We start from the raw sequence: 18,757 nt of genomic DNA on the forward strand, positions 1-18,757 counted from the left end.
GCGGCAGGCATGCCTGTATCGATTGCTGTCAGTTCGCAGGAACCTGGGTGAACAGGTCGGCGAACACCGTTTTTGCCTTCCCAGGATGCTTGACCGCCTTGGCGGAATCGAGATTGACCGGCTTGCCGACAACGATCAGTGCGACCATCCCCATGCCGTAGTGGGGCGCGCATTTGACGCCGTAGACGCCCTCCTTTGTCACCGTGACGGTAATTTCCTCGCTGGGCTTGCCCTTGAAAGGCTCAGCGCCATCCGGAAGCATGCCCTTGATCGACTCGGCGTCGTGTGTCTTGTCGGTCGGCACGAACTTGACGGTTTCGCCGGGTGCCGCCTGGACGAAGGCCGGCTGGAAAACCATTGCGCCTTTTTCGCCCTTGTTGAGCATTTGCACCACATGCTCTTCAGCGCTTGCGCCGCTTGCGAGCGCCAAGAGGGAGATTGCGGCAGCGAGGATGGTGAGTTTCATCGATTTGTCCTTTGTTTCGTCTTCGCGGCGTTGCGCCGTTCCATGCCATTTAGCTTGATGCGGCCCGAGACAATTTGCGCTGGCGCAAACTCGGGATAAGAAAGGTCTGACCTGAACGCTGGGGCGTGGGGAAATCCGCTTGGTTCTGCTGGATCGATCGCTGATATCGAAGCTGCCGCTCTTCCAGGGACTGACCCCTGACGAGCAGAGCGAGCTTCTCCAAAGCGCGAGATCGTCACGCTATGCCAAGGACTCCGCGATCTTCGAGCAGGAAACCGAGGCCCATTCGTTCTTCGTGTTGATCTCTGGCCACATACGCGTCTTCCGCACCACGCCGGATGGACAGCAGGTCATCGCCAGGTACATCAGCGAAGGCGAGATCTTTGGCGTCGCCGCAGCCCTTGGCCGGACGACCTATCCCGCCAGCGCAATCGCGGCGGTGGACTGCGTGGTACTGGCTTGGCCCAACGCCCTATGGCCTGATCTGTCGAGACGCTTCCCCGTGTTTGGGGCAGCCACCTACAGGACGGTTGGAAGCAGGCTGCAGGAGACGCAGACGCGGGTGGTGGAGATGTCCACGGAACAGGTGGAGCAGCGGGTTGCGCATGCGCTGCTGCGACTGGCTAACCAGACCGGCCGAAAGACCGACAGTGGCATAGAGATCGACTTCCCGATTTCGAGGCAGGACATTGCGGAGATGACGGGAACGACGCTGCACACCGTCAGCCGGCTCCTCAGCAAATGGGAAGAGAACGGAATAATTGTCAGCGGGCGCCAGAGAGTCACGGTCAAAGATGCGCATCGCCTTGTGGTTCTGGCCGAGAACCGGGTAAAAGACTGATCGTCATCGTTCTCCTCGAATGGCCAATTCGAGTTCGACGAGAAAGTCGCCCTCATCGACTTGATGTTCACGGCATGCCTCAGTCACCGTATGGAAAGTGCCTATCGGACAGCCGACGCAGAGCATCTTGTGTCTCAGCACCACAGCGACCGTTGCCGGCCATTTCCTCATGATTTCGTCGACGACCATATCGGGTTTGATCGAACTGCGCTGTTTCATGATGACGTCTCCGCGATTTGCGAAGCCCTCTTCATAAATCCGGCTCGGACTGCCTTCGTTGCGCTTACGCAACTTCACAGCAAATGCGCTGAACCGCTCTCTGAGCAGGACTGTTTTGCGCGAGGAACAAGTGTTCGGTCATCGACAGAGATCAACGCCGGACAAGCGGATCAGATGGCGGTACCAACCGCGGCGCCAATGCCGGCGGTCAGCGCCATGGCCAGCGCTCCCCAGAAGGTGACGCGAACAGTTGCCCTCAACACCTTGGCGCCGCCCGCCTTGGCTCCAATGGCCCCGAGAATCGCCAGGAACAGGAGCGAGGCAACAGACACGGTTGCGGCAAGCCACGCGGCTGGTGAAACGAACACCATTGACAACGGCATGGCCGCGCCAACCGAAAATGCCGCCGCCGAAGCCAGCGCCGCCTGGATTGGTCGCGCCGTCGTCACTTCCGAAATGCCGAGTTCGTCGCGCGCGTGGGCGCCAAGCGCATCCTTCGCCATCAACTGGGTGGCGACCTGCAATGCGAGCGTTTGCTCCACACCACGCTTGACATAGATGTCTGCAAGTTCCTGTCGCTCGAAGTCTGGCTGCGTTGCCAACTCGCCTCGCTCACGGTCGAGGTCGGCTCGCTCGGTATCGGACTGCGAACTGACCGAGACATATTCGCCGGCCGCCATCGACATCGCACCGGCGACCAACCCGGCGACGCCGGCCACCAGAACGTTGGCGGCCGCTGCATTGGCCGCCGCGACGCCCACGATCAAGCTGGCCGTCGACACGATGCCGTCATTGGCGCCAAGCACGGCGGCGCGCAGCCAGCCGATGCGCGATACAAGATGGTTTTCACTGTGCAGGCGGCTCATGACATCACGGCGCGCGCCGTCCGGCGGGTCGCAGCATCCTCACCAGCACATCCGATTTCACATAGAAATGTTGCCACAGCGCCGCTACGGCATGGAGGCCGACGACAATGATGATCACCGGCTTGGCGAGTTCGTGTATCTCACCCATCGCTCGAAAGCTGAAGAACCATGCCAGGGCCCCAGTGATCGGCATCCCGAAAATGAAAAGATACAGCAGGAAATGGGCGGCCGCGGCAATCCGTTTCAGCCAGACGCTTTCTTCGGGCGGCGCCGCCGGTACACCATGCCGCAGACGGACCGCAAACCGCCAGATGGCCAGCACCAGAACGGCCAAACCGACATAGACATGAAGGTTCGCGTTGAAGATGTCGTCAGCTGCCGGCTCGGTGCCGCGCGAGAATGCCCGGTAAGCCGGCTTGATGTCCTCGCCAATTAAAAGCTGAAGGACGATCAGCACTGCGATAGTCCAATGCAGCACTATCTGGGTTCCGGAGTATCCGGTCGGCTCGTTGGCAACAGTCACAGGCAGTACCTCGCTTGAGAGAACCTTCCTACCACGCTGCTTATGCGACAACCTTGATCCAGGACAAGTCAATTTGCCGCCTCCCTTGAGCTTTCACGGGCCCCTCGCAGCTCGACTTCGGCTGACAGCCAGTTGTCAGCTTGGTCGTGGGATATTGCATCCGAAGCGGGCCAGACGGATCGCCGTGCGAGATTCAACGTGGAAACAAAATTCCGATGAAACAGATTGCCTTGTCACTTTTCGTGATCGCCGCCTCTGGCGCTTATGTCTGGGATCAGGCCGGCAAGGAACCGGCGAACGATATGCTTGGCGAAGCGCTGCCGGCCAACGCAGCCGAAGCGCCTTCCGTGCAGCCAACAGAGCCGGCATCCGCTGCTGCTTCGCCGGTGCTTCGGACCTTGCCGGCGCCCTCACCCCAGTTCAGAACAAGGTTCCCGGTCGCCAGGGAAACGACGGCTGGCATAGCAGCGCCCGCCGAACGGTCAAATGATCCAGTCAAGCAGACAGTGGTTCCAGTGGCACCACAACCGTTACCAATGCCGCCGGCGCAGCCAGTGACGCCGGCTGTCACAGATACTGCGTCGTCAGCGCCTTCATTCGCCGTAACGCCCGTCTACATACCAGTCGCGCAGCCGAGGCCGGCATATCCGGAAGCACCAGCACGTGTCGTCCGGGTGGGCATGAAGCTCGCCGCACAGGGCTATGCCGATGGCGTCTACACCGGCCCCACGGCCGATGCCTACTACGGCATCATCCAGATTCAGGCCCTCGTACAAGGCGGGCAGCTTACAGCGCTGAAAGTGCTGAAATATCCATCCGACCGCCGCACCTCCGTCAGCATCAACAGGCAGGCGCTGCCCATGCTGCGCGACGAAGCGATCAGCGCACAGAGCGCCAATGTCGACATTATTTCGGGAGCGACGCTGACCAGCAGGGCTTTCATCCAGTCGCTTCGCGGCGCGCTGAAGCAAGCGTCGTCGTAGGTCCATGCGCGAAACGCGAATTTTGATGGGCATGCCCATCACGGTCGATGTCGGCGGCGCGTCGAACGGGGAGCTGATCGACACGGCCTTCGGCTATTTCGAGCATATCGACCTGCGCTTCAGCACATACCGGGCCGACAGCGAGATCACAGCCATCAACCGCGGCGACATTCCCGTCGTCGAGTGGAGCGGCGAGATGACCGAAGTGTTTGCTCTCGCACGGCAGACGAAAGACGAGACGGACGGCTACTTCGACATTCGCAAGCCCGACGGTTCGCTCGATCCTTCCGGCATCGTCAAGGGCTGGGCCATCCGCAACGCGGCAGCCATCGTTCAGCGAGCCGGTATCAGCGATTTCTTCATCGAGGCGGGAGGCGACGTCCAGTCCGGCGGCAGGAATGGCTCGGGCCAGGACTGGAGCGTCGGCATCCGCAATCCCTTCAACGGCCAGGAGATCGTAAAGATCGTCTATCCCCGTGGCCGCGGTGTCGCGACCTCCGGCACCTATGTCCGCGGTCAACACATCTACAACCCGCATGCAATTGGCAGTCCAATTCAAGACATCGTCAGCCTGACCGTGATCGGCGCCGATGTGCTCGAAGCCGATCGTTTCGCCACCGCTGCCTTCGCCATGGGGCGGGACGGCATTCTCTTCATCGAGCAGACGCCTGGCATGGAGGGCTATGTCATAGACACCAATGGCCGCGCTACGCCGACGACCGGGTTCGGAGCCCTTTGCCTGCCATGATCAAGACCATCGACCGTTTCCTCGATCACCTGACAATGTACAGGCTGGTCCTCTACTATCTGATGGCGCTGGTCGGGGCGGCGTTTGTGCTCGGCTTCGTCAAGCTGGTGCCACATGATCCGATTGCGCTTGCCTTCACGACAGCGCTTGCGCTGGCCGCCTGCTGGATCACCAACAAGGTCTTTGCGCAAGTCTTTGCAGTGCCGGCGAACAACGAGTCCGTCTATATCACCGCACTCATCCTGGCACTCATTCTCGATCCGGTAGCAGTCACTGACATAAAGGGGATTGCGGCGGTGGCATTCGCAGCCGTCTGGGCGATTTCGTCCAAATTCATTCTCACCATCGGCCGAAAGCACCTTTTCAATCCGGCTGCGCTGGGCGTGGCGCTGTCCGCGCTGCTGCTCGACCAACCGGCCACCTGGTGGGTTGGCGGCAACCTGCCGCTGCTTCCGCTTGTTCTCTTCGGCGGCATGCTCATTGTGCGGAAACTGCGCCGGCTTGATCTTGTGTCGACCTTTGTTGTCGTGGCGCTGGCGACCATTTTGGCAACAAGCGATCCGTCGCAGTACGGGACCGCGCTTACGGAGACCCTGGGTTCGTCGCCCATGCTGTTCTTTGCCTTTGTGATGCTGACCGAGCCGCTGACGGCGCCGACGATGCGTTGGCCGCGCATTGCCTTTGCCGCGATTGTCGGCTTTCTGTTTGCTCCCAACATCCATATCGGCTCGTTCTATTTCACGCCGGAACTGGCGCTGCTCGCCGGCAACCTGTTTGCCTATGCGGCCGGCCCGAAGGGACGGTTTGTGCTGACGCTCGAACGCATCGAACAATCGGCTGTCGACAGCTTTGACTTCATCTTCCGGTCACCGCGCAAGCTCGCCTTTGAGGCCGGCCAGTATCTCGAATGGACGCTTGGCCTCGATCGTGCCGACAATCGCGGCAACCGCCGTTATTTCACGGTCGCCTCGGCGCCGACGGAGGGAACGGTCCGCCTCGGCGTCAAGTTCTATCCGCAATCAAGCGCCTTCAAGCGCGAACTGATGAACATGAAGCCCGGCGGCACGATCCACGCCGCGCAACTGGCCGGCAGCTTCACGCTGCCCGCCCGGCGTGAAACCAAGATCGCGTTCCTGGCCGGAGGCATCGGCATCACCCCGTTCCGCTCAATGCTGCAATATCTGCTCGATCGCAAAGAGCGGCGACCGATCGTCATCCTCTACGGAACGCAGGGACAGCAGGACATCGCATATCGCGACGTGCTTGGCGCGGCCAGGCAGGAACTTGGTATCAAGACGGTCCACGCCGTGGCGCGCGGTGCCGAGCGCGGGCAGTATCCCGGCTACATTGACGAGCGCCTGATACGTCTGGCCGTACCCGACTATCTCGAGCGCACTTTCTACATTTCCGGCCCGCAGGCGATGGTCAAGGCGCTGCGTCAGAAGCTGCTGGCCATGGGCATTCGCCGCTCGAAGATAAAGGTCGACTACTTCCCGGGTTTTGCCTGAAGCAGGCTCAACTGTGTCGCGGCAAGGAAATGGTCACGACCAGACCCGGATCGGCGTTGGCCATGGCAAGGCGTCCGCCATAAGCTTCGACGATGTCGGAAACGATGGCCAGGCCTAAGCCGCTGCTGCCGCCCTTGCTGTCGAGCTGGACGCCACGCGACAAGGCGGATTCGCGATCGGCATCCGGTATACCTGGGCCATCATCGGCGACAGCGACGATCACCTCGCCCGAGGTGGTGGATGCGTCGACACGGATCGACGACTTTGCGTAGCGTGCGGCGTTCTCGACCAGATTGCCGAGGATCTCGGACAGATCACCCTCGTCGATCGGTGCTGTCAGGTCCTCTGCGATGTCCATCCTGAAGGTAAGCAGCTTGCCACTCGGCGTACGTCTGACGACTGCGATGACGCCAGCCGCGACCTCCGATACGCGGCATGAGGCCTTGCCTGAGACCCCGGGCGCGAGGCGGGCACGCGCGAGCTCCCGCTCGACATGGCGCCGGATCGCTGCAGCGCTCTTCTCGATCTCGTCGGCCAGATCCGTCTCGCCTTTCTTGCGCAAGGCACGGATGTCTGCCGACAGAACTTGCAACGGCGTCTTGAGGCCATGCGCAAGATCGGTGGCGCGCGAGCGGGCTCGCGCCAGAGCCTTCTCCTGCGCATCGAGAAGACGATTGATTTCTTCAGCGAGCGGCTGCACCTCGCTTGGTGCCACCACATCGAGCCGCGCTGATCGCTGCGCAATCACGCTCCCGACGGCGGCCCGCAAGGTCTCCAGCGGTGCAAGGCCAATGGTGATCTGGATGAAAAACGCGGCCATGAGAACTGCAGCGAGCATCAGGAGAGCCGGAGCGAGATCACGAACATATTCGCTTACAGACGTCTCAACGGTTCGATGATCCTCCGCCACGATGGCACGAAAGGATCGACCTCCGGCATCGATGACCGTACGCTCGACCGCGATACTGAGTTCTCCGCCCGGGCCCATGAACTCCTCCACCGTTCGCAGCCCACCACTTGCGCTCCGGGCAGGCAGGAGCAGCTTGGCGTCCCACAAAGATCGCGAACGCTCGAGGCTGCCGGTGGCGATGTCCTCCACCTGCCAGTAGTAACCGGACAGTGGATTGGCAAACCGGGGATCGGTCAGCACCGGCGTCACGACAAGGCGGCCATCGCTTGTGAAGGTGGTCGCGCCGATCAACTCGTTGAGGTCGACTGTCAGTTCGCCCACCACGCGCCGCTCGACGTGCAATTCGAACAGATAGCGCAAGCCGGCGCCGGCGATGCCCAGTGCGACAAGAATCGAGATGGTTGCCGCCAACCACAGCCGGAAGCGGATCGAGTTACCCATCAGGCGGCATCGTCGGGCATCAGATACCCGAACCCTCGCCTTGTCTCGATGACATCGCTGCCGAGCTTCCGTCGCAATCGCGCTACAATGACCTCAATCGCGTTCGGATCGCGGTCGTTGCCTGAATCGTAAAGATGCTCAGCCAGTTCGGTCGGCGCCACCACCCGTCCTGCATGATGCATCAGAAACGCCACGAGCCGGTACTCCAGCGGCGACAGGGAAACGGGAATACCGCGCAGCGATATCCGCATCTGGCGCGTATCCAAGAGCAACGGCCCGGACCTCAACACGGGTGCCGCCTGCCCCGCCGAGCGACGCAGGATCGCCCGCAACCGAGCAAGCAGTTCTTCCATTTCAAAGGGCTTGGGAAGATAATCGTCAGCACCGGAATTGATGCCGTCGACGCGTTCGGTCCACATGCCTCTGGCGGTCAGGATGAGAACCGGAAACCTGCGCTCATTGGCCCGCCAGCGCTTCAAGACCGTAAGACCATCGAGCTTGGGCAATCCGAGATCCAGAATCGCGGCGTCATAATTCTCGACATCGCCTGCGAACCAGGCAGCTTCACCATCCTTTACGATATCGACGGCCATTCCGGATGCCTTGAGGGCGGTCGCGATATCGGCAGCGATACGGGGCTCGTCCTCGGCCAGGAGGATCTTCATCAGTCACCCTCACCATCGCGCATGATGACACCGGCACCGGCGTCGACGTCGACGGTCCTTCGCCGGCCATCGGCACCGACGACCTGGAACCGGTAGACCCATTTGTTGGCCTTGCGGATGAGATCGACCGCCACGACATCGCCGGGAGCTTTGGCGCGGACAATGTCCAGTATATCGGCAAGGCCTTTGATTTCGCCGTGCTCGTACAAATCGCGCGCCCGGTCATGGTCGCCGTCATCGTCCTCATCGGCGCGAGCAGCGAGAGGCATGGCCAGGACAAATCCAGCGAGACCCAGCACCGCCAAACGCTTCAACCGGCTTTTCATCGGCAAGGCATGTCGCACGTTCAAGCTTTCAATTTGCTGTCAATCATCCTCAGCCCGCAGCAAGCGAAGGGTCCATATCAAGGCATTATCGCGTCCAATCATGGCCGCGCCGAGAAGGATACCAGACCATGCGCAATTCCATGCTTGTCCTTGCAGCACTTGCAGGCCTCACAATCTTTGCCCTGCCGGCGGTCGCTGAATCGGACGAAGGATCGTGTGGGGCGCCATCGTCCGTCGACCAGTCCGGCCCGATCGACCTGCAGGCCATCCCGATGCAGGACGCCACCACTCCGAAAGCCATCAAGGGTGATGACGATGCGTGTGATGACCGGCAGGGCGATGAGGCCGACGAAAACGACTAGATCTCTCGCTCGCAGTGCGTGACCCGTCACAGCACATAACGCGCACAAATGTCATCGACCAAGGCTCGCTGCAAGGCTGGCCATTATCCCAAGTCCCTACCAACTTCTGGAGAGTTTTCGTGGTTCCCATTCAGCACATCCACCCCATTCTTGTTCATTTTCCTATCGTTCTGATCTACACGCTTGCGGCTATCGACCTTGTGGCGCTGGCCGGCGGTAGCGCCGTCACCAGGAAATCGGGCGCCGGCACGATCTCAACCTTCGTGGCCCTGGCTGCCGGAGTGTTCGCCATTGGGACCTGGTTCTTCGGCGGTCTTGCCCTCGATCACGCCGAAGCAGCCGGCTTCAGCAGCGATATCGCGGAAATCCACGAGAGCCTGGGGGGTATCACTGCCTTTGCCTTCCTGATCTGGGGACTGGTGCGGCTCGCGCTTTGGATGCGGAATCGCGAGTTTCGGGCTGTGACGATCGCCATACCTTTAATCGAAATTTGCGGAGCAATTCTGGTCACTGCGACGGCCTACTATGGTGGACTGCTTGTCTACGAGCTTGGCGTGAACGTCGCCAAGGCCGCGATCGCTGGCTAACGGGAACGCGCCCGTTACTTGCGAGCCAACCTTTGGACCATTTGCCTCGATGGCAAAATGATTCAGATCAAGGCGCCTCGTTCAGCAAACTTCTAAGAAGTCGGAGAATTGGAAACTCCGGAGAGCGACATGCAAGCCGAAGCCATTATGAGCAAGCCGGTCATCGCAATAGATCCGTCCGCATCGATCGCGGAGGCGGCCGGATTGATGCTCACCAACAAGATCAGCGGCCTTCCCGTCATTCGCAGCGACGGTGCCCTTGTGGGGATCGTCAGTGAAGGTGATTTTCTTCGCCGCAGAGAATTGGGCACGCAGCGCCAGCGCCCACGCTGGCTGGAATTTCTGGTCGGCCCGGGAAGCCTTGCGCAGGAGTATGTCCTCGCCAATGGACGGTTGGTCGAGGAGGTTATGACCGACAGCGTCCTGACCGCTCCTCCCATCGCGTCGATCGAGCAGATCGTCGAACTGATGACCAAGCACCGCGTCAAACGAATCCCGATCGTCGAGCACGGAATGGTCGTTGGCATGATTGCCCGCTCCGATCTGCTCCGCGCGCTGTTGCGTGTTTCGACAAGCGCGGCGTCAAACACCGTCAGCGACAACGAGATCCGGCAGAATATTGTCGCGGAGTTCTCGGCACAGAAATGGGCCAATGCCGATTTGATCCGCGTCGTCGTGGAAAATGGCGCGGTCGAACTGAGTGGCGCCATATTCGACGAACGCCAGCGCCAGGCGGCCATTGTCGCCGCGGAAAACGTCGCCGGCGTCAAGATGGTGAAGGACAATCTCTTCTGCGCCGGGCCGATGTCCGTGCTGCTGGTTTCCTGAACTGGGGAACCGTGCGTCGCGGACGCACCGCGAGATCGGTGTAAACCAGGCTGGCGGCCGAGCCACTGGCTGCGACCGATTAGTGTCGCGCTGAGCGGCGACTTTTACAATCACCAGGCTACTCACCGTTGCTTTCTTGCCAGACGCCCTTGGCCTTGAGTCCGTCGGCCACATCCTTGGGCATATAGCGCTCGTCATGCTTCGCCAGAACGCTGTCTGCGACGAATACGCCATCCGGATTGAAGGAGCCCTCGGTGATGACGCCCTGCTCCTCACGGAACAGATCAGGAAGGATACCGATATAGGTGACCTTGACCGATTTTTGCGTGTCGGTGACCGAGAACGCGACGGTTGCGCCCTGCCCGCGGGTGATACTGCCTTTCTCGACCAAACCGCCCAGCCTGATGCGCTGGCCGGGTTGCACACTGGCAGTGGTCAGCTCGGCTGGCATGTAGAAATAGGAGGCTTTCTGGCCGAGCGCATAAAAGGTCAACCCGGTGGCCGCGCCGAGGAAGGCCAGCCCTCCGATGATCACAGACAGTCGCTTCTGCTTGCGGGTCACGCCAGGTTACTCCGGCGCCGCCACGCCAAACGCAGCGGGGTCGGCGTTAAATCCATCAGTTTTGTCATCATTCACAGCAGTGCTGCAATTGAGCGATGACGTCCGTCGAGCGGCCGTGTCCTGTGTAGGAGCCGCTATCGCTCGCCAGATACGTGTTGCAACCGGGCAATCAGGTCACGGTTGTGGCAATAGTCCGGTGGCTCGCTCGCATGCTCGTGTTCATCGAGCCAGGTCATACATTCGTCCTGATGGCCGCAGGCACGGCAGCGGTTCACCGCCCGATTGGTGACTGCGGCATGGTCTGCCACGACCTTCAGGTGTCTGTCGACGCCGAGCGTCCGCATCATGCGACCCATCAGAGCCGTTCTGGCGTCGACCGAAATCAGGTAATCGAGAAAGCTCATATTGATCACTCCTGCCTACTCGCCATTATTGCCATGTTGGCGGCAGGTGGCGTTGATCTCGATCAACAGGCTGTGTGGCGCAAAACCGAAGCGGCAAGGCGGTCGAGAAAGGGTCGCTGACCGGCAAGCAGTTTTGTCCGGCCCAGATCTAGATCCAGCCATTCACCGCGATCCACCTCGGGAAACGACTGCACGCGGCCGCTGCGTCGTGGCCATTCCATCTCAAACATGTTGCTGCGCAACGTCGCGGTGTCGAAATCGCCTTCCAGCGCGAAAGCAGTAATGAGTTTGCTCTTTCGCTGGCGCAACTCTCCCAGATTGAGCAGGATCCCTTTGGGCTCCCAGCCTGTCTCTTCCTGGAATTCGCGCCGCGCTGCCGCTTCCGGCAGTTCGCCTTCACCGTACTCGCCCTTGGCGATGGACCAGGCGCCAAGATCTCGGCTTTGCCAGAAGGGGCCGCCTGGATGGACAAGCAGCACCTGCAGCCCATGGATCGATCTGCGAAAGGGCAGAATGCCCGCGCTTCTTTTCATCATCGCTTGAAGCCTTCCCTCATGGCCTATGATCTCGGATAGGCCACGTGAGGCTTGAGCTCTCCGTCGATCAGCTGCCCCGCCCTCCTCCGGTGCGACTGGCGGCTCTCTTGCCCGAAGAACCAGCGCTTGGTCGCCTCCGAGGCCAGGACATAGAGCGCAGTGATTGCGACAAGCCCGGCAAGCACGGGCAGCGGCAAAGGCACGAAGCCGAACCAGGCAGCAAACGGCAGATAGGGGATGATGATCGCGACAACCCCGACAGCCAACGTAAGCCAGGCGAGCAATGGGCTCGGACGGCTGGTCCAGAAAGCTCTGTGCGTGCGCACAATGAGCACGATCGCAAGCTCTGTCAGCAACGATTCGACAAACCAGCCCGTCTGGAAGGCAGCCGCCGTGGCGTGCGCGACGAACAGCAGGAACGCGAACGTGGCGAAATCGAACAGCGAACTGACCAGGCCAAAGCTGATCATGAACCGCCGCACGAAACGGATGTCCCAGTGGCGCGGCCGGTGCAGCTGGTCTGGATCCACGTTGTCGCCTGCGATGGCGAGAGAAGGAACGTCGGAAAGGAAATTGTTGAGCAGGATCTGTGTTGCCAGAAGCGGCAGGAAAGGCAGGAAAAGCGAGGCGATAGCCATGCTGATCATATTGCCGAAATTGGCACTGGTGGTGATTGAAATATACTTCATCGTGTTGGCGAATGTCTTGCGGCCATCGTCGACGCCGCGCACCAGCACGCCCAAATCCTGCTTGAGGAGGATGATATCGGCGGCCTCGCGCGCGACATCGACAGCGGTGTCGACCGAGATGCCGATGTCAGCCTCATGGAGGGCGGGCGCATCATTGATGCCGTCGCCAAGGTAACCAACGACATGGCCCCTGCTCCGCAAGGCCTGAACGATGCGCTCCTTCTGGTTGGGATCGATCTCGACGAAAAGATCGGTGTGCTGCACGCCTGCAAAAAGCGCGCTCTTGGTCAATTTCGACAGCTCCTCGCCGGTCATGATCCTGTCGGCTCGCAGGCCGACCGCCTGGGCAAGATGCGCGGCAACGTAGCGGTTGTCGCCCGAAATGACCTTTACCGCGATGCCGCGACGGGCGAGCTCTGCAAGTGTCTCCTTGACGCCTTTCTTCGGCGGGTCGAGGAAAAGCAGGAAGCCCGCGAAGGCGAGATCGATTTCGTCTTTCCTGCTGAACGTTTTCCGGCTCTCAAATCGTCGGATCGCAACACCCAGCACGCGGTAGCCGTCCGCGCTCCAGCGCCGGAATTTGTCGTCGATCGCCGCTCGGTGCGTTGCATCAAGGGGTTCCAACCCCTTGGCTGTGTGGACGAACGCGCAGATTTCGAGGACATTTTGTACGGCGCCTTTGGTGATCAGAAGGTCATCGGTGCTCCGCACAATGACGGATAGACGCTTGCGGATGAAATCGTAGGGGATCTCATCGACCTTCGTGAAGGCAGCCAATGATGCGCCCTCGCCCGGCGCACCGGCGATCGCCTCGTCCAGCGGGTTCTTCAATCCGGTCTGCAAGGTCGCGTTGAGACGTGCCCACAGCAGGATGTCGGCTGACGCATTGCCGTCGACATCGAGCCAACCGTCGAGATGGATGACGCCTTCCGTCAGTGTGCCGGTCTTGTCGGTGCATAGAAGGTCCATGCTGCCCAGATTTTCGATGGCGTCGAGACGGCGCACGATGACGCCATTGGCCGCCATCGCGCGGGCACCTCGGGCCAGCGTCACACTGATAATGGCCGGAAGCAGTTCCGGCGTGAGGCCAACCGCGAGCGCCAGCGAAAACAGCAGCGATTCAATCAGCGGTCGATGCAGCATCAGGTTGGCGAAGAACACCAGGATGACAATCGCCAGCATGATCTCGGTCATCAGATAGCCGAACTGTCTTATCCCCCGGGCAAACCCCGTTTCGGGGATCTTTCGCTCCAGGGCCGCGGCGATCGATGCGAATTCGGTGCGGGCGCCTGTCGCCGCGGCAAGCACAGTCGCGGTACCGCTGCGAACCGATGTGCCCGTGAAGACTGCATTGGTGCGCTGGGAAAGCGAAGCCTCTGGCCCCGACCGCCCCGGTGTCTTCACCGCGGGAAAGGTTTCACCGGTCAGCAGGGCCTCGCTGACATTGAAATCGCGCGAGTCCAGAATGATACCGTCCGCGGGGATGAGGTTTCCTGCTGAAAGCCGGATGACGTCGCCCGGCACGATGTCTTCGGCAGCAATCGAACACTCGACGCCGTCACGCAACACAATGGCCTTGCGCGAAATACGCTGTTTCAGGGCCTCGGTCGCCCGCGACGCGCCATATTCCTGGGTGAAGCTCAGGATGCAGCTTGCCAGCACTATCGCACCGATGATCGCAGCCTCCTGGCCCTCACCGACGAAAGCCGACACGCTGGCTGCGAAAATGAGGATCAGGACAAGCGGGCTGCGGAACTGGCGGGCAAACATGACCATGGCCGACGCGCTCGACTTCGACGCCGGTGTGTTTCGACCGAATTTTGCCAGCCGCGATGCGGCCTCGGAGGCGGCAAGCCCCGATGGCGACGTCTCGAGGCTCCGCAGGAGGTCATCAGTCTCGATCGACCAATAAGCGGCGCCGTCCGGCGGCACGGATTGCTGGTCAGCTTCGCCTGTCATCAATACGACAGGAAGCGGCTGATGCGGCTCTCTTCGATCAGCGTGCGGGTGACGCCGCCAAACGCCCATTCCCGCAAGCGGCTGTGGCCGTAGGCGCCCGAAACGATCAGGTCCGCGTGAATCGAGCGTGCGAAAGTCACCAGCCGGGCGCCATCAGCCTCGCCGGAGATCAACTCGGTTCGCGCCTTGATGCCATGGTGCCCAAGAAAGGCGGCGACATCGTCGAGGCTGTTGCGAATGCTCTCGTCACGACTGTTGTCAATTGTGGCGACGACAACCTCGTTCGCCTTGGCCAGAAACGGCAGTGCATCGGCTATCGCCCGCCGTGCCTCCCTGGTGTCCTTCCAGGCAACCAGCACGGTTTTCGCGCGGATATGCTCCATATTGCCGGCAGTGACCAGAACTGGCCGCCCGGTCCCGAGTGCTAGGCTGCCAATGTCGACAGCGCGAAAGACATTGTCTCCATCGCCACCACCGGTGACGATGAGATCGGTCGCGGCCGCTTTTGCACTGAGCAGGCGGGTTGGACTGCAGACCGCTTGCCCCCATTCGCTTGTGATCGAAGCTGGGACAAGCGTCTCGAACACGTCACGTAATTCGGCGAGCCGCTTTTCGATTTCCGTTCGTTGGATCTGCATGACCTCGCCCTCGTAGACCATGCCGTCGCCTGTTGCGACCAGAGGCGGGACGTCAGCGGCCGCCAGGCCGATCAGATGCGCTCCAAATCGTTCGGCAAGTTCGATCCCAACCTGAACAATGGGCGCAGGAGCCCCATCGATGGCGAGGTTTACGATAATTGACTTGTAGGACATTGCGGATGCCTTTCGATGAAACGGTGCAATTGCGTGATGGATCGCATTCGTCAGCGTCCGGTGCCTTGATGCGCGTCAAAGACCCGCCAATTGCGCCTACCAACGGAATCTCTTGCGGAACCGCCGTCGCGATCTGTTTTGCCTGTGCGATGAGAAGTGATAGGTAGCCCCGGTAGCACCGTCTCGAACCCAGGAATTTCAGGTGATCAAAGACGAAGCGCTCAGTTTGTCGCCCGGTGGGACGACACTGAAAGCCCTCTTGTCGCGGATGTTCGATCAGGCTCCGGGCTTCATCGCGCTCATGCGCGAGCCGGGTCACGTTTTCGAACTGACCAATGCCGCCTACCAGCGGTTGATCGGCAACAGGCAGGTGATTGGAAAGACAGTCCGGGAAGCCTTTGCCGAGTTCGAAGGAGATGAGTTTTTCGGACATCTGGACCAGGTCTACACGACCGGCGAGCCATACAGAGGCCAGGGCGTAAAGGTCGGCCTTCGCAACAAGGCCGACGGGCCGCTCGAAGAGCGCATCCTTGATTTCGTCTATCAGCCCATCAAGTCCGACGATGGCCGTATCACCGCGATCTTCATCGAAGGCACGGATGTCAGCGAACTCTCCTTTGCAAACGCAGCTCTTCGGCTGCGTGAGGACCATTTACGATCGATCCTGGCAACAGTGCCGGATGCAATGGTCGTCATCGATGAGCAAGGCGGGATCCAATCGTTCAGCACAGCCGCCGAAACATTGTTTGGCTATCAGTCAGGTGAGGTCATTGGCCAAAACGTGAAAATGCTGATGCCCCCGCCCTACCGCGACGAGCATGATGCCTATCTGCTTCGCTACCTGACCACCGGAGAGCGCCGGATTATCGGGCTCGGGCGCACCGTCACCGGGATGCGCAAGGATGGTTCGACCTTCCCGATGGAGCTTTCCGTCGGCGAAATGAATCCTGGAACCGGACGCTTCTTTACCGGCTTTTGCCGCGACCTGACTGAACGCCACCGGGCGGAAGCAAGAATCCAGGAGCAGCAGCAGGAGTTGCTTCACATGGCGAGGTTTACCGCACTCGGCGAAATGGCCTCGACGCTTGCTCATGAGATCAACCAGCCGCTTACCGCCATCACCAACTACCTCAAAGGCAGTCGTCGGCTGCTCGAGAAGAGTACGGAAGAAAACGCGCCTATGCTGCGGGATGCCGTGGAAAAGGCAGCTGAGCAGGCCCTACGGGCAGGAGACGTCATCCGTCATCTCAGGGATTTTGTTGCAAGGGGCGAAAGCGAGCGTCAGGTCGAACGATTGCCAGCGCTGATTGAGGAAGCCTCATCGCTGGCCCTGGTCGGGGCGAGGGAGACAAATGTCCTCGTCAGCTACAAGCTTGACCCTGCCGCCGAACTGGTCTTGACCGACCGCATCCAGATTCAGCAGGTTCTGCTCAACCTGATGCGCAACGCGGTGGAGGCCATGCAGGATGCACCGCGCCGCGAATTGAAAGTCACAACCGTTGCTCGGGATGATGGGATGGCAGAGGTAAGCGTGATCGATACCGGCCCAGGTCTCGCGCCGGAGGTCTCGGCTCAACTGTTCCAGCCATTTGTCACCACAAAGAAGCAAGGCATGGGTGTCGGCCTTTCCATTTGCCGCACCATCGTGGAATCGCACGGTGGTCATATATGGGCCGAGGCAATGCCGGCCGGCGGGACCGCTTTCCGCTTCACCTTGCGCATCGTAGATAAGGAAGAGGTCACAAATGGCCGAGAGTGATCTGGTGGTACACGTGGTCGACGACGACGTCGACGTTCGCAAGTCGCTCGGTTTTCTGCTGGCCACGGCAGACTTCGCTGTACGCCTGCACGAATCGGCCACAGCTTTCCTCTCGACGGCGACGGGCAGTCTCGACGGCTGCATTGTTACCGATGTGCGCATGCCGGGCATAGACGGCATCGAGTTCCTGCGCCAGCTCAGAGCAGGCGGGCATAGAATCCCGGTCATCGTCATGACTGGCCACGCCGATGTGGCGCTAGCCGTTCAGGCAATGAAGGAAGGCGCTTCCGATTTCATCGAGAAGCCGTTCGACGATGAAATGCTGATCGAAGCGATTCACTCCGCTCTGGCCAACCGCAATCAGCTCAATGCGGCGCATCCGCAGTCAGCCGATATCCGCGGGCGTCTGTCGACCTTGTCGGAACGCGAGCGGCAGGTCCTCGACGGGCTCGTGTCGGGTCTGCCGAACAAGACGATCGCCTATGACCTAGGAATCAGCCCGCGTACAGTCGAAATCCATCGTGCCAATGTCATGAGCAAGATGGGCGCCGGCAGTCTATCACATCTTGTGCGCATGGCGTTGATCGTGGAATCCAGACCCTAGGGAGAACCTTCTAAAGGATTGCCAGTTCTGGCCTGAACCTTCTCAGACTCCCACTCGCGCCAGTGCGTCGGCCGGATGTCAACACGGGCGCCGGTGGTGGCGTTCTTCCAGCCTTCTCGACTCCTTACGCACGGAAATACCAGTGCATGCGTCCCCTCTTCGTCGAAGACGGCGAGTTCGAGGTCGCGACCATACGGTGCGCTTAGGATTGGGTTCCACATCGTCTTAGCTTTGAGGAAAACAGCGCAGCGCGCTTTGACATGGATCATTTTCGAGGATTGCTGAACTTTTGTCCGCAAGACGGCACCCTGCCTTGATCTTGATCAAAGACGCTTCCGTCGAGCAGTCTATCGTTCCATTTCAAAGGAGAATTGCGATATGCAGAACATCAAGGTCGACGGGGCGCTGTGGGCGTCCAGTATGTTGCCCGAGGGCATATACCGGAGCGTTGGTTCATTGCCAGCGGCGACACAATCAAGGCCAGCGAGCGAATAGCCGAGTTCGCGTCGAAGACGCGCTTCACGAGATTGTCGCGCCGGCAGGTGGCCGCGCGACGATTGTCGCCGCAGCAAATGCCGTTATCAAACCCGGCTCGATCCTGGCAACGCTGGAGTTCCAATCCGCGTGAAGCATTCGAGCGCGACAATTGCGCTCATCAACAATAACTCAAGGACGTTAAGACATGCAGACCCAACATGCCGTCGCTTGGCTCGACCATCGCGAAGCCAAGGTGTTTTTCTTCAATCGTGAGTCAGCCGAAAGCGTGAGGCTTGCCACTACGCTGGCGCATCATCAGACTCATAACAAGGCAGGCAGCATCGACGGCAAGCGTGCGCCGGAAAACGAAGCCTTCTACCACGATGTGGTCAACGCCCTGCAGCCGGCCAAGGAATGGCTGATCGTGGGACCAGGATCGGCAAAGGATGAGCTGGCCAGGCATATCCGCGACCACCATGCGCACTTGAAGGACCGCATTCTCGGTGTTGAACCCGCGGATCATCCTACGGAGGCCCAGATCGTGGCGCACGCGCGGTCGTTCTTCCGTGCCGCTGACCGGATGTTGCGCTAGCTCCATCTGGAGTCGCTCTGATGGAGACTGCAAGGTCGATTACATGGTACAGAGCGACCTGGATAAACTCCGATCGCGCTGCGATCTGTC

At 60.4% G+C, this 18,757-nt stretch carries 22 protein-coding genes; 10 read left to right on the forward strand and 12 right to left on the reverse strand.

Annotation, left to right across the window (positions count from 1 at the left end; genetic code table 11):
• Window positions 1-28: 28 nt before the first annotated feature.
• Window positions 29-466: a pseudoazurin gene (locus NL532_RS17830; RefSeq protein ID WP_023830197.1), complete on the reverse strand. Its 438-nt coding sequence runs from the start codon at window positions 464-466 to the stop codon at window positions 29-31.
• 139 nt (window positions 467-605) lie between these two features.
• On the opposite strand from NL532_RS17830, the gene NL532_RS17835 reads away from it, so the two are divergent.
• On the forward strand, window positions 606-1,307 hold the full coding sequence (locus NL532_RS17835; protein ID WP_023830196.1) for a Crp/Fnr family transcriptional regulator: 702 nt from the start codon (window positions 606-608) through the stop codon (window positions 1,305-1,307).
• A gap of 3 nt (window positions 1,308-1,310) precedes the next feature.
• Here NL532_RS17835 and NL532_RS17840 read toward each other — a convergent pair whose 3' ends face one another.
• The 3 genes from NL532_RS17840 to NL532_RS17850 form a co-directional block, all read right to left on the reverse strand.
• Window positions 1,311-1,526, reverse strand: a complete 216-nt coding sequence (locus NL532_RS17840) for a DUF1858 domain-containing protein (protein WP_023835436.1) — start codon at window positions 1,524-1,526, stop codon at window positions 1,311-1,313.
• A 170-nt stretch (window positions 1,527-1,696) separates the two neighbouring features.
• The gene (locus NL532_RS17845; RefSeq protein WP_023830194.1) at window positions 1,697-2,392 is read right to left on the reverse strand and encodes a VIT1/CCC1 transporter family protein; all 696 of its coding nucleotides are present in this window, start codon (window positions 2,390-2,392) and stop codon (window positions 1,697-1,699) included.
• Window positions 2,393-2,396: 4 nt separating this feature from the next.
• On the reverse strand, window positions 2,397-2,966 hold the full coding sequence (locus NL532_RS17850; RefSeq protein WP_245270432.1) for a cytochrome b: 570 nt from the start codon (window positions 2,964-2,966) through the stop codon (window positions 2,397-2,399).
• 164 nt (window positions 2,967-3,130) lie between these two features.
• On the opposite strand from NL532_RS17850, the gene NL532_RS17855 reads away from it, so the two are divergent.
• From NL532_RS17855 to NL532_RS17865, 3 genes are read left to right on the forward strand one after another with little or no spacing between them, the layout of a single operon-like run.
• The gene (locus NL532_RS17855; RefSeq protein WP_245270431.1) at window positions 3,131-3,898 is read left to right on the forward strand and encodes an FMN-binding protein; all 768 of its coding nucleotides are present in this window, start codon (window positions 3,131-3,133) and stop codon (window positions 3,896-3,898) included.
• A 25-nt stretch (window positions 3,899-3,923) separates the two neighbouring features.
• A complete protein-coding gene (locus NL532_RS17860; protein WP_023830190.1) occupies window positions 3,924-4,646 on the forward strand; it encodes an FAD:protein FMN transferase in 723 nt (240 codons plus the stop codon).
• Window positions 4,643-6,154, forward strand: coding sequence for an RnfABCDGE type electron transport complex subunit D (locus NL532_RS17865; RefSeq protein ID WP_023830189.1), 1,512 nt, complete (start codon window positions 4,643-4,645; stop codon window positions 6,152-6,154). The genes NL532_RS17860 and NL532_RS17865 overlap by 4 nt, the downstream gene beginning before the upstream one ends.
• Before the next feature lie 7 nt (window positions 6,155-6,161).
• Here NL532_RS17865 and NL532_RS17870 read toward each other — a convergent pair whose 3' ends face one another.
• The 3 genes from NL532_RS17870 to NL532_RS17880 all read right to left on the reverse strand — a co-directional run bounded on the left by NL532_RS17870 (window position 6,162) and on the right by NL532_RS17880 (window position 8,439).
• Window positions 6,162-7,424: a sensor histidine kinase gene (locus NL532_RS17870; RefSeq protein ID WP_245270429.1), complete on the reverse strand. Its 1,263-nt coding sequence runs from the start codon at window positions 7,422-7,424 to the stop codon at window positions 6,162-6,164.
• An 80-nt stretch (window positions 7,425-7,504) separates the two neighbouring features.
• Entirely contained in the window at window positions 7,505-8,170 is a 666-nt protein-coding gene (locus tag NL532_RS17875; protein WP_023830187.1) for a response regulator transcription factor, read from the reverse strand.
• A complete protein-coding gene (locus tag NL532_RS17880) occupies window positions 8,170-8,439 on the reverse strand; it encodes a PepSY domain-containing protein (protein WP_245270427.1) in 270 nt (89 codons plus the stop codon). Before NL532_RS17880 ends, NL532_RS17875 begins: the two co-directional genes overlap by 1 nt.
• A gap of 185 nt (window positions 8,440-8,624) precedes the next feature.
• On the opposite strand from NL532_RS17880, the gene NL532_RS17885 reads away from it, so the two are divergent.
• The 3 genes from NL532_RS17885 (at window position 8,625) to NL532_RS17895 (ending at window position 10,273) form a co-directional block, all read left to right on the forward strand.
• The gene (locus NL532_RS17885) at window positions 8,625-8,858 is read left to right on the forward strand and encodes a hypothetical protein (protein ID WP_023830185.1); all 234 of its coding nucleotides are present in this window, start codon (window positions 8,625-8,627) and stop codon (window positions 8,856-8,858) included.
• Window positions 8,859-8,977: 119 nt separating this feature from the next.
• A complete protein-coding gene (locus tag NL532_RS17890) occupies window positions 8,978-9,445 on the forward strand; it encodes a DUF2231 domain-containing protein (RefSeq protein WP_023830184.1) in 468 nt (155 codons plus the stop codon).
• Window positions 9,446-9,574: 129 nt separating this feature from the next.
• The gene (locus NL532_RS17895; protein WP_023830183.1) at window positions 9,575-10,273 is read left to right on the forward strand and encodes a CBS domain-containing protein; all 699 of its coding nucleotides are present in this window, start codon (window positions 9,575-9,577) and stop codon (window positions 10,271-10,273) included.
• Window positions 10,274-10,391: 118 nt separating this feature from the next.
• Here NL532_RS17895 and ccmE read toward each other — a convergent pair whose 3' ends face one another.
• The 5 genes from ccmE to NL532_RS17920 form a co-directional block, all read right to left on the reverse strand.
• Complete coding sequence (ccmE, locus tag NL532_RS17900) at window positions 10,392-10,835, reverse strand: cytochrome c maturation protein CcmE (protein ID WP_023830182.1); 444 nt, start codon at window positions 10,833-10,835, stop codon at window positions 10,392-10,394.
• A gap of 134 nt (window positions 10,836-10,969) precedes the next feature.
• Complete coding sequence (locus NL532_RS17905; RefSeq protein ID WP_023830181.1) at window positions 10,970-11,239, reverse strand: DUF6455 family protein; 270 nt, start codon at window positions 11,237-11,239, stop codon at window positions 10,970-10,972.
• Between the two features lie 62 nt (window positions 11,240-11,301).
• Complete coding sequence (locus NL532_RS17910; RefSeq protein WP_023830180.1) at window positions 11,302-11,775, reverse strand: NUDIX hydrolase; 474 nt, start codon at window positions 11,773-11,775, stop codon at window positions 11,302-11,304.
• A 23-nt stretch (window positions 11,776-11,798) separates the two neighbouring features.
• Window positions 11,799-14,423, reverse strand: a complete 2,625-nt coding sequence (gene mgtA / locus NL532_RS17915; RefSeq protein ID WP_023830179.1) for a magnesium-translocating P-type ATPase — start codon at window positions 14,421-14,423, stop codon at window positions 11,799-11,801.
• Window positions 14,423-15,235, reverse strand: a complete 813-nt coding sequence (locus NL532_RS17920; RefSeq protein ID WP_023830178.1) for a universal stress protein — start codon at window positions 15,233-15,235, stop codon at window positions 14,423-14,425. The genes mgtA and NL532_RS17920 overlap by 1 nt, the downstream gene beginning before the upstream one ends.
• Window positions 15,236-15,437: 202 nt before the next feature.
• Here NL532_RS17920 and NL532_RS17925 point away from each other — a divergent pair, with 202 nt between their 5' ends.
• From NL532_RS17925 to NL532_RS17940, 3 genes are all read left to right on the forward strand, one after another.
• Complete coding sequence (locus NL532_RS17925; RefSeq protein ID WP_023830177.1) at window positions 15,438-16,994, forward strand: PAS domain S-box protein; 1,557 nt, start codon at window positions 15,438-15,440, stop codon at window positions 16,992-16,994.
• Window positions 16,981-17,598, forward strand: a complete 618-nt coding sequence (gene fixJ, locus NL532_RS17930) for a response regulator FixJ (RefSeq protein ID WP_023830176.1) — start codon at window positions 16,981-16,983, stop codon at window positions 17,596-17,598. Before NL532_RS17925 ends, fixJ begins: the two co-directional genes overlap by 14 nt.
• Before the next feature lie 682 nt (window positions 17,599-18,280).
• Window positions 18,281-18,667 (forward strand): hypothetical protein, encoded by a 387-nt coding sequence (locus NL532_RS17940; RefSeq protein ID WP_023830175.1) that lies wholly within the window; start codon window positions 18,281-18,283, stop codon window positions 18,665-18,667.
• Window positions 18,668-18,757: the final 90 nt, after the last annotated feature.

Origin of the sequence: Mesorhizobium sp. C120A (assembly GCF_030323105.1) — a bacterium.
GTDB lineage: Bacteria > Pseudomonadota > Alphaproteobacteria > Rhizobiales > Rhizobiaceae > Mesorhizobium.

Bases quoted from the DNA above. Each gene is read 5' to 3' on its own strand.
- NL532_RS17830 (WP_023830197.1), bottom strand. From the start codon at position 466: ATGAAACTCACCATCCTCGCTGCCGCAATCTCCCTCTTGGCGCTCGCA.
- NL532_RS17840 (WP_023835436.1), bottom strand. From the start codon at position 1,526: ATGAAACAGCGCAGTTCGATCAAACCCGATATGGTCGTCGACGAAATC.
- NL532_RS17845 (WP_023830194.1), bottom strand. From the start codon at position 2,392: ATGAGCCGCCTGCACAGTGAAAACCATCTTGTATCGCGCATCGGCTGG.
- NL532_RS17855 (WP_245270431.1), top strand. From the start codon at position 3,131: ATGAAACAGATTGCCTTGTCACTTTTCGTGATCGCCGCCTCTGGCGCT.
- NL532_RS17860 (WP_023830190.1), top strand. From the start codon at position 3,924: ATGGGCATGCCCATCACGGTCGATGTCGGCGGCGCGTCGAACGGGGAG.
- NL532_RS17865 (WP_023830189.1), top strand. From the start codon at position 4,643: ATGATCAAGACCATCGACCGTTTCCTCGATCACCTGACAATGTACAGG.
- NL532_RS17875 (WP_023830187.1), bottom strand. From the start codon at position 8,170: ATGAAGATCCTCCTGGCCGAGGACGAGCCCCGTATCGCTGCCGATATC.
- NL532_RS17880 (WP_245270427.1), bottom strand. From the start codon at position 8,439: ATGCCTCTCGCTGCTCGCGCCGATGAGGACGATGACGGCGACCATGAC.
- NL532_RS17885 (WP_023830185.1), top strand. From the start codon at position 8,625: ATGCGCAATTCCATGCTTGTCCTTGCAGCACTTGCAGGCCTCACAATC.
- NL532_RS17895 (WP_023830183.1), top strand. From the start codon at position 9,575: ATGCAAGCCGAAGCCATTATGAGCAAGCCGGTCATCGCAATAGATCCG.
- NL532_RS17905 (WP_023830181.1), bottom strand. From the start codon at position 11,239: ATGAGCTTTCTCGATTACCTGATTTCGGTCGACGCCAGAACGGCTCTG.
- NL532_RS17910 (WP_023830180.1), bottom strand. From the start codon at position 11,775: ATGATGAAAAGAAGCGCGGGCATTCTGCCCTTTCGCAGATCGATCCAT.
- mgtA (WP_023830179.1), bottom strand. From the start codon at position 14,423: ATGACAGGCGAAGCTGACCAGCAATCCGTGCCGCCGGACGGCGCCGCT.
- NL532_RS17920 (WP_023830178.1), bottom strand. From the start codon at position 15,235: ATGTCCTACAAGTCAATTATCGTAAACCTCGCCATCGATGGGGCTCCT.
- fixJ (WP_023830176.1), top strand. From the start codon at position 16,981: ATGGCCGAGAGTGATCTGGTGGTACACGTGGTCGACGACGACGTCGAC.
- NL532_RS17940 (WP_023830175.1), top strand. From the start codon at position 18,281: ATGCAGACCCAACATGCCGTCGCTTGGCTCGACCATCGCGAAGCCAAG.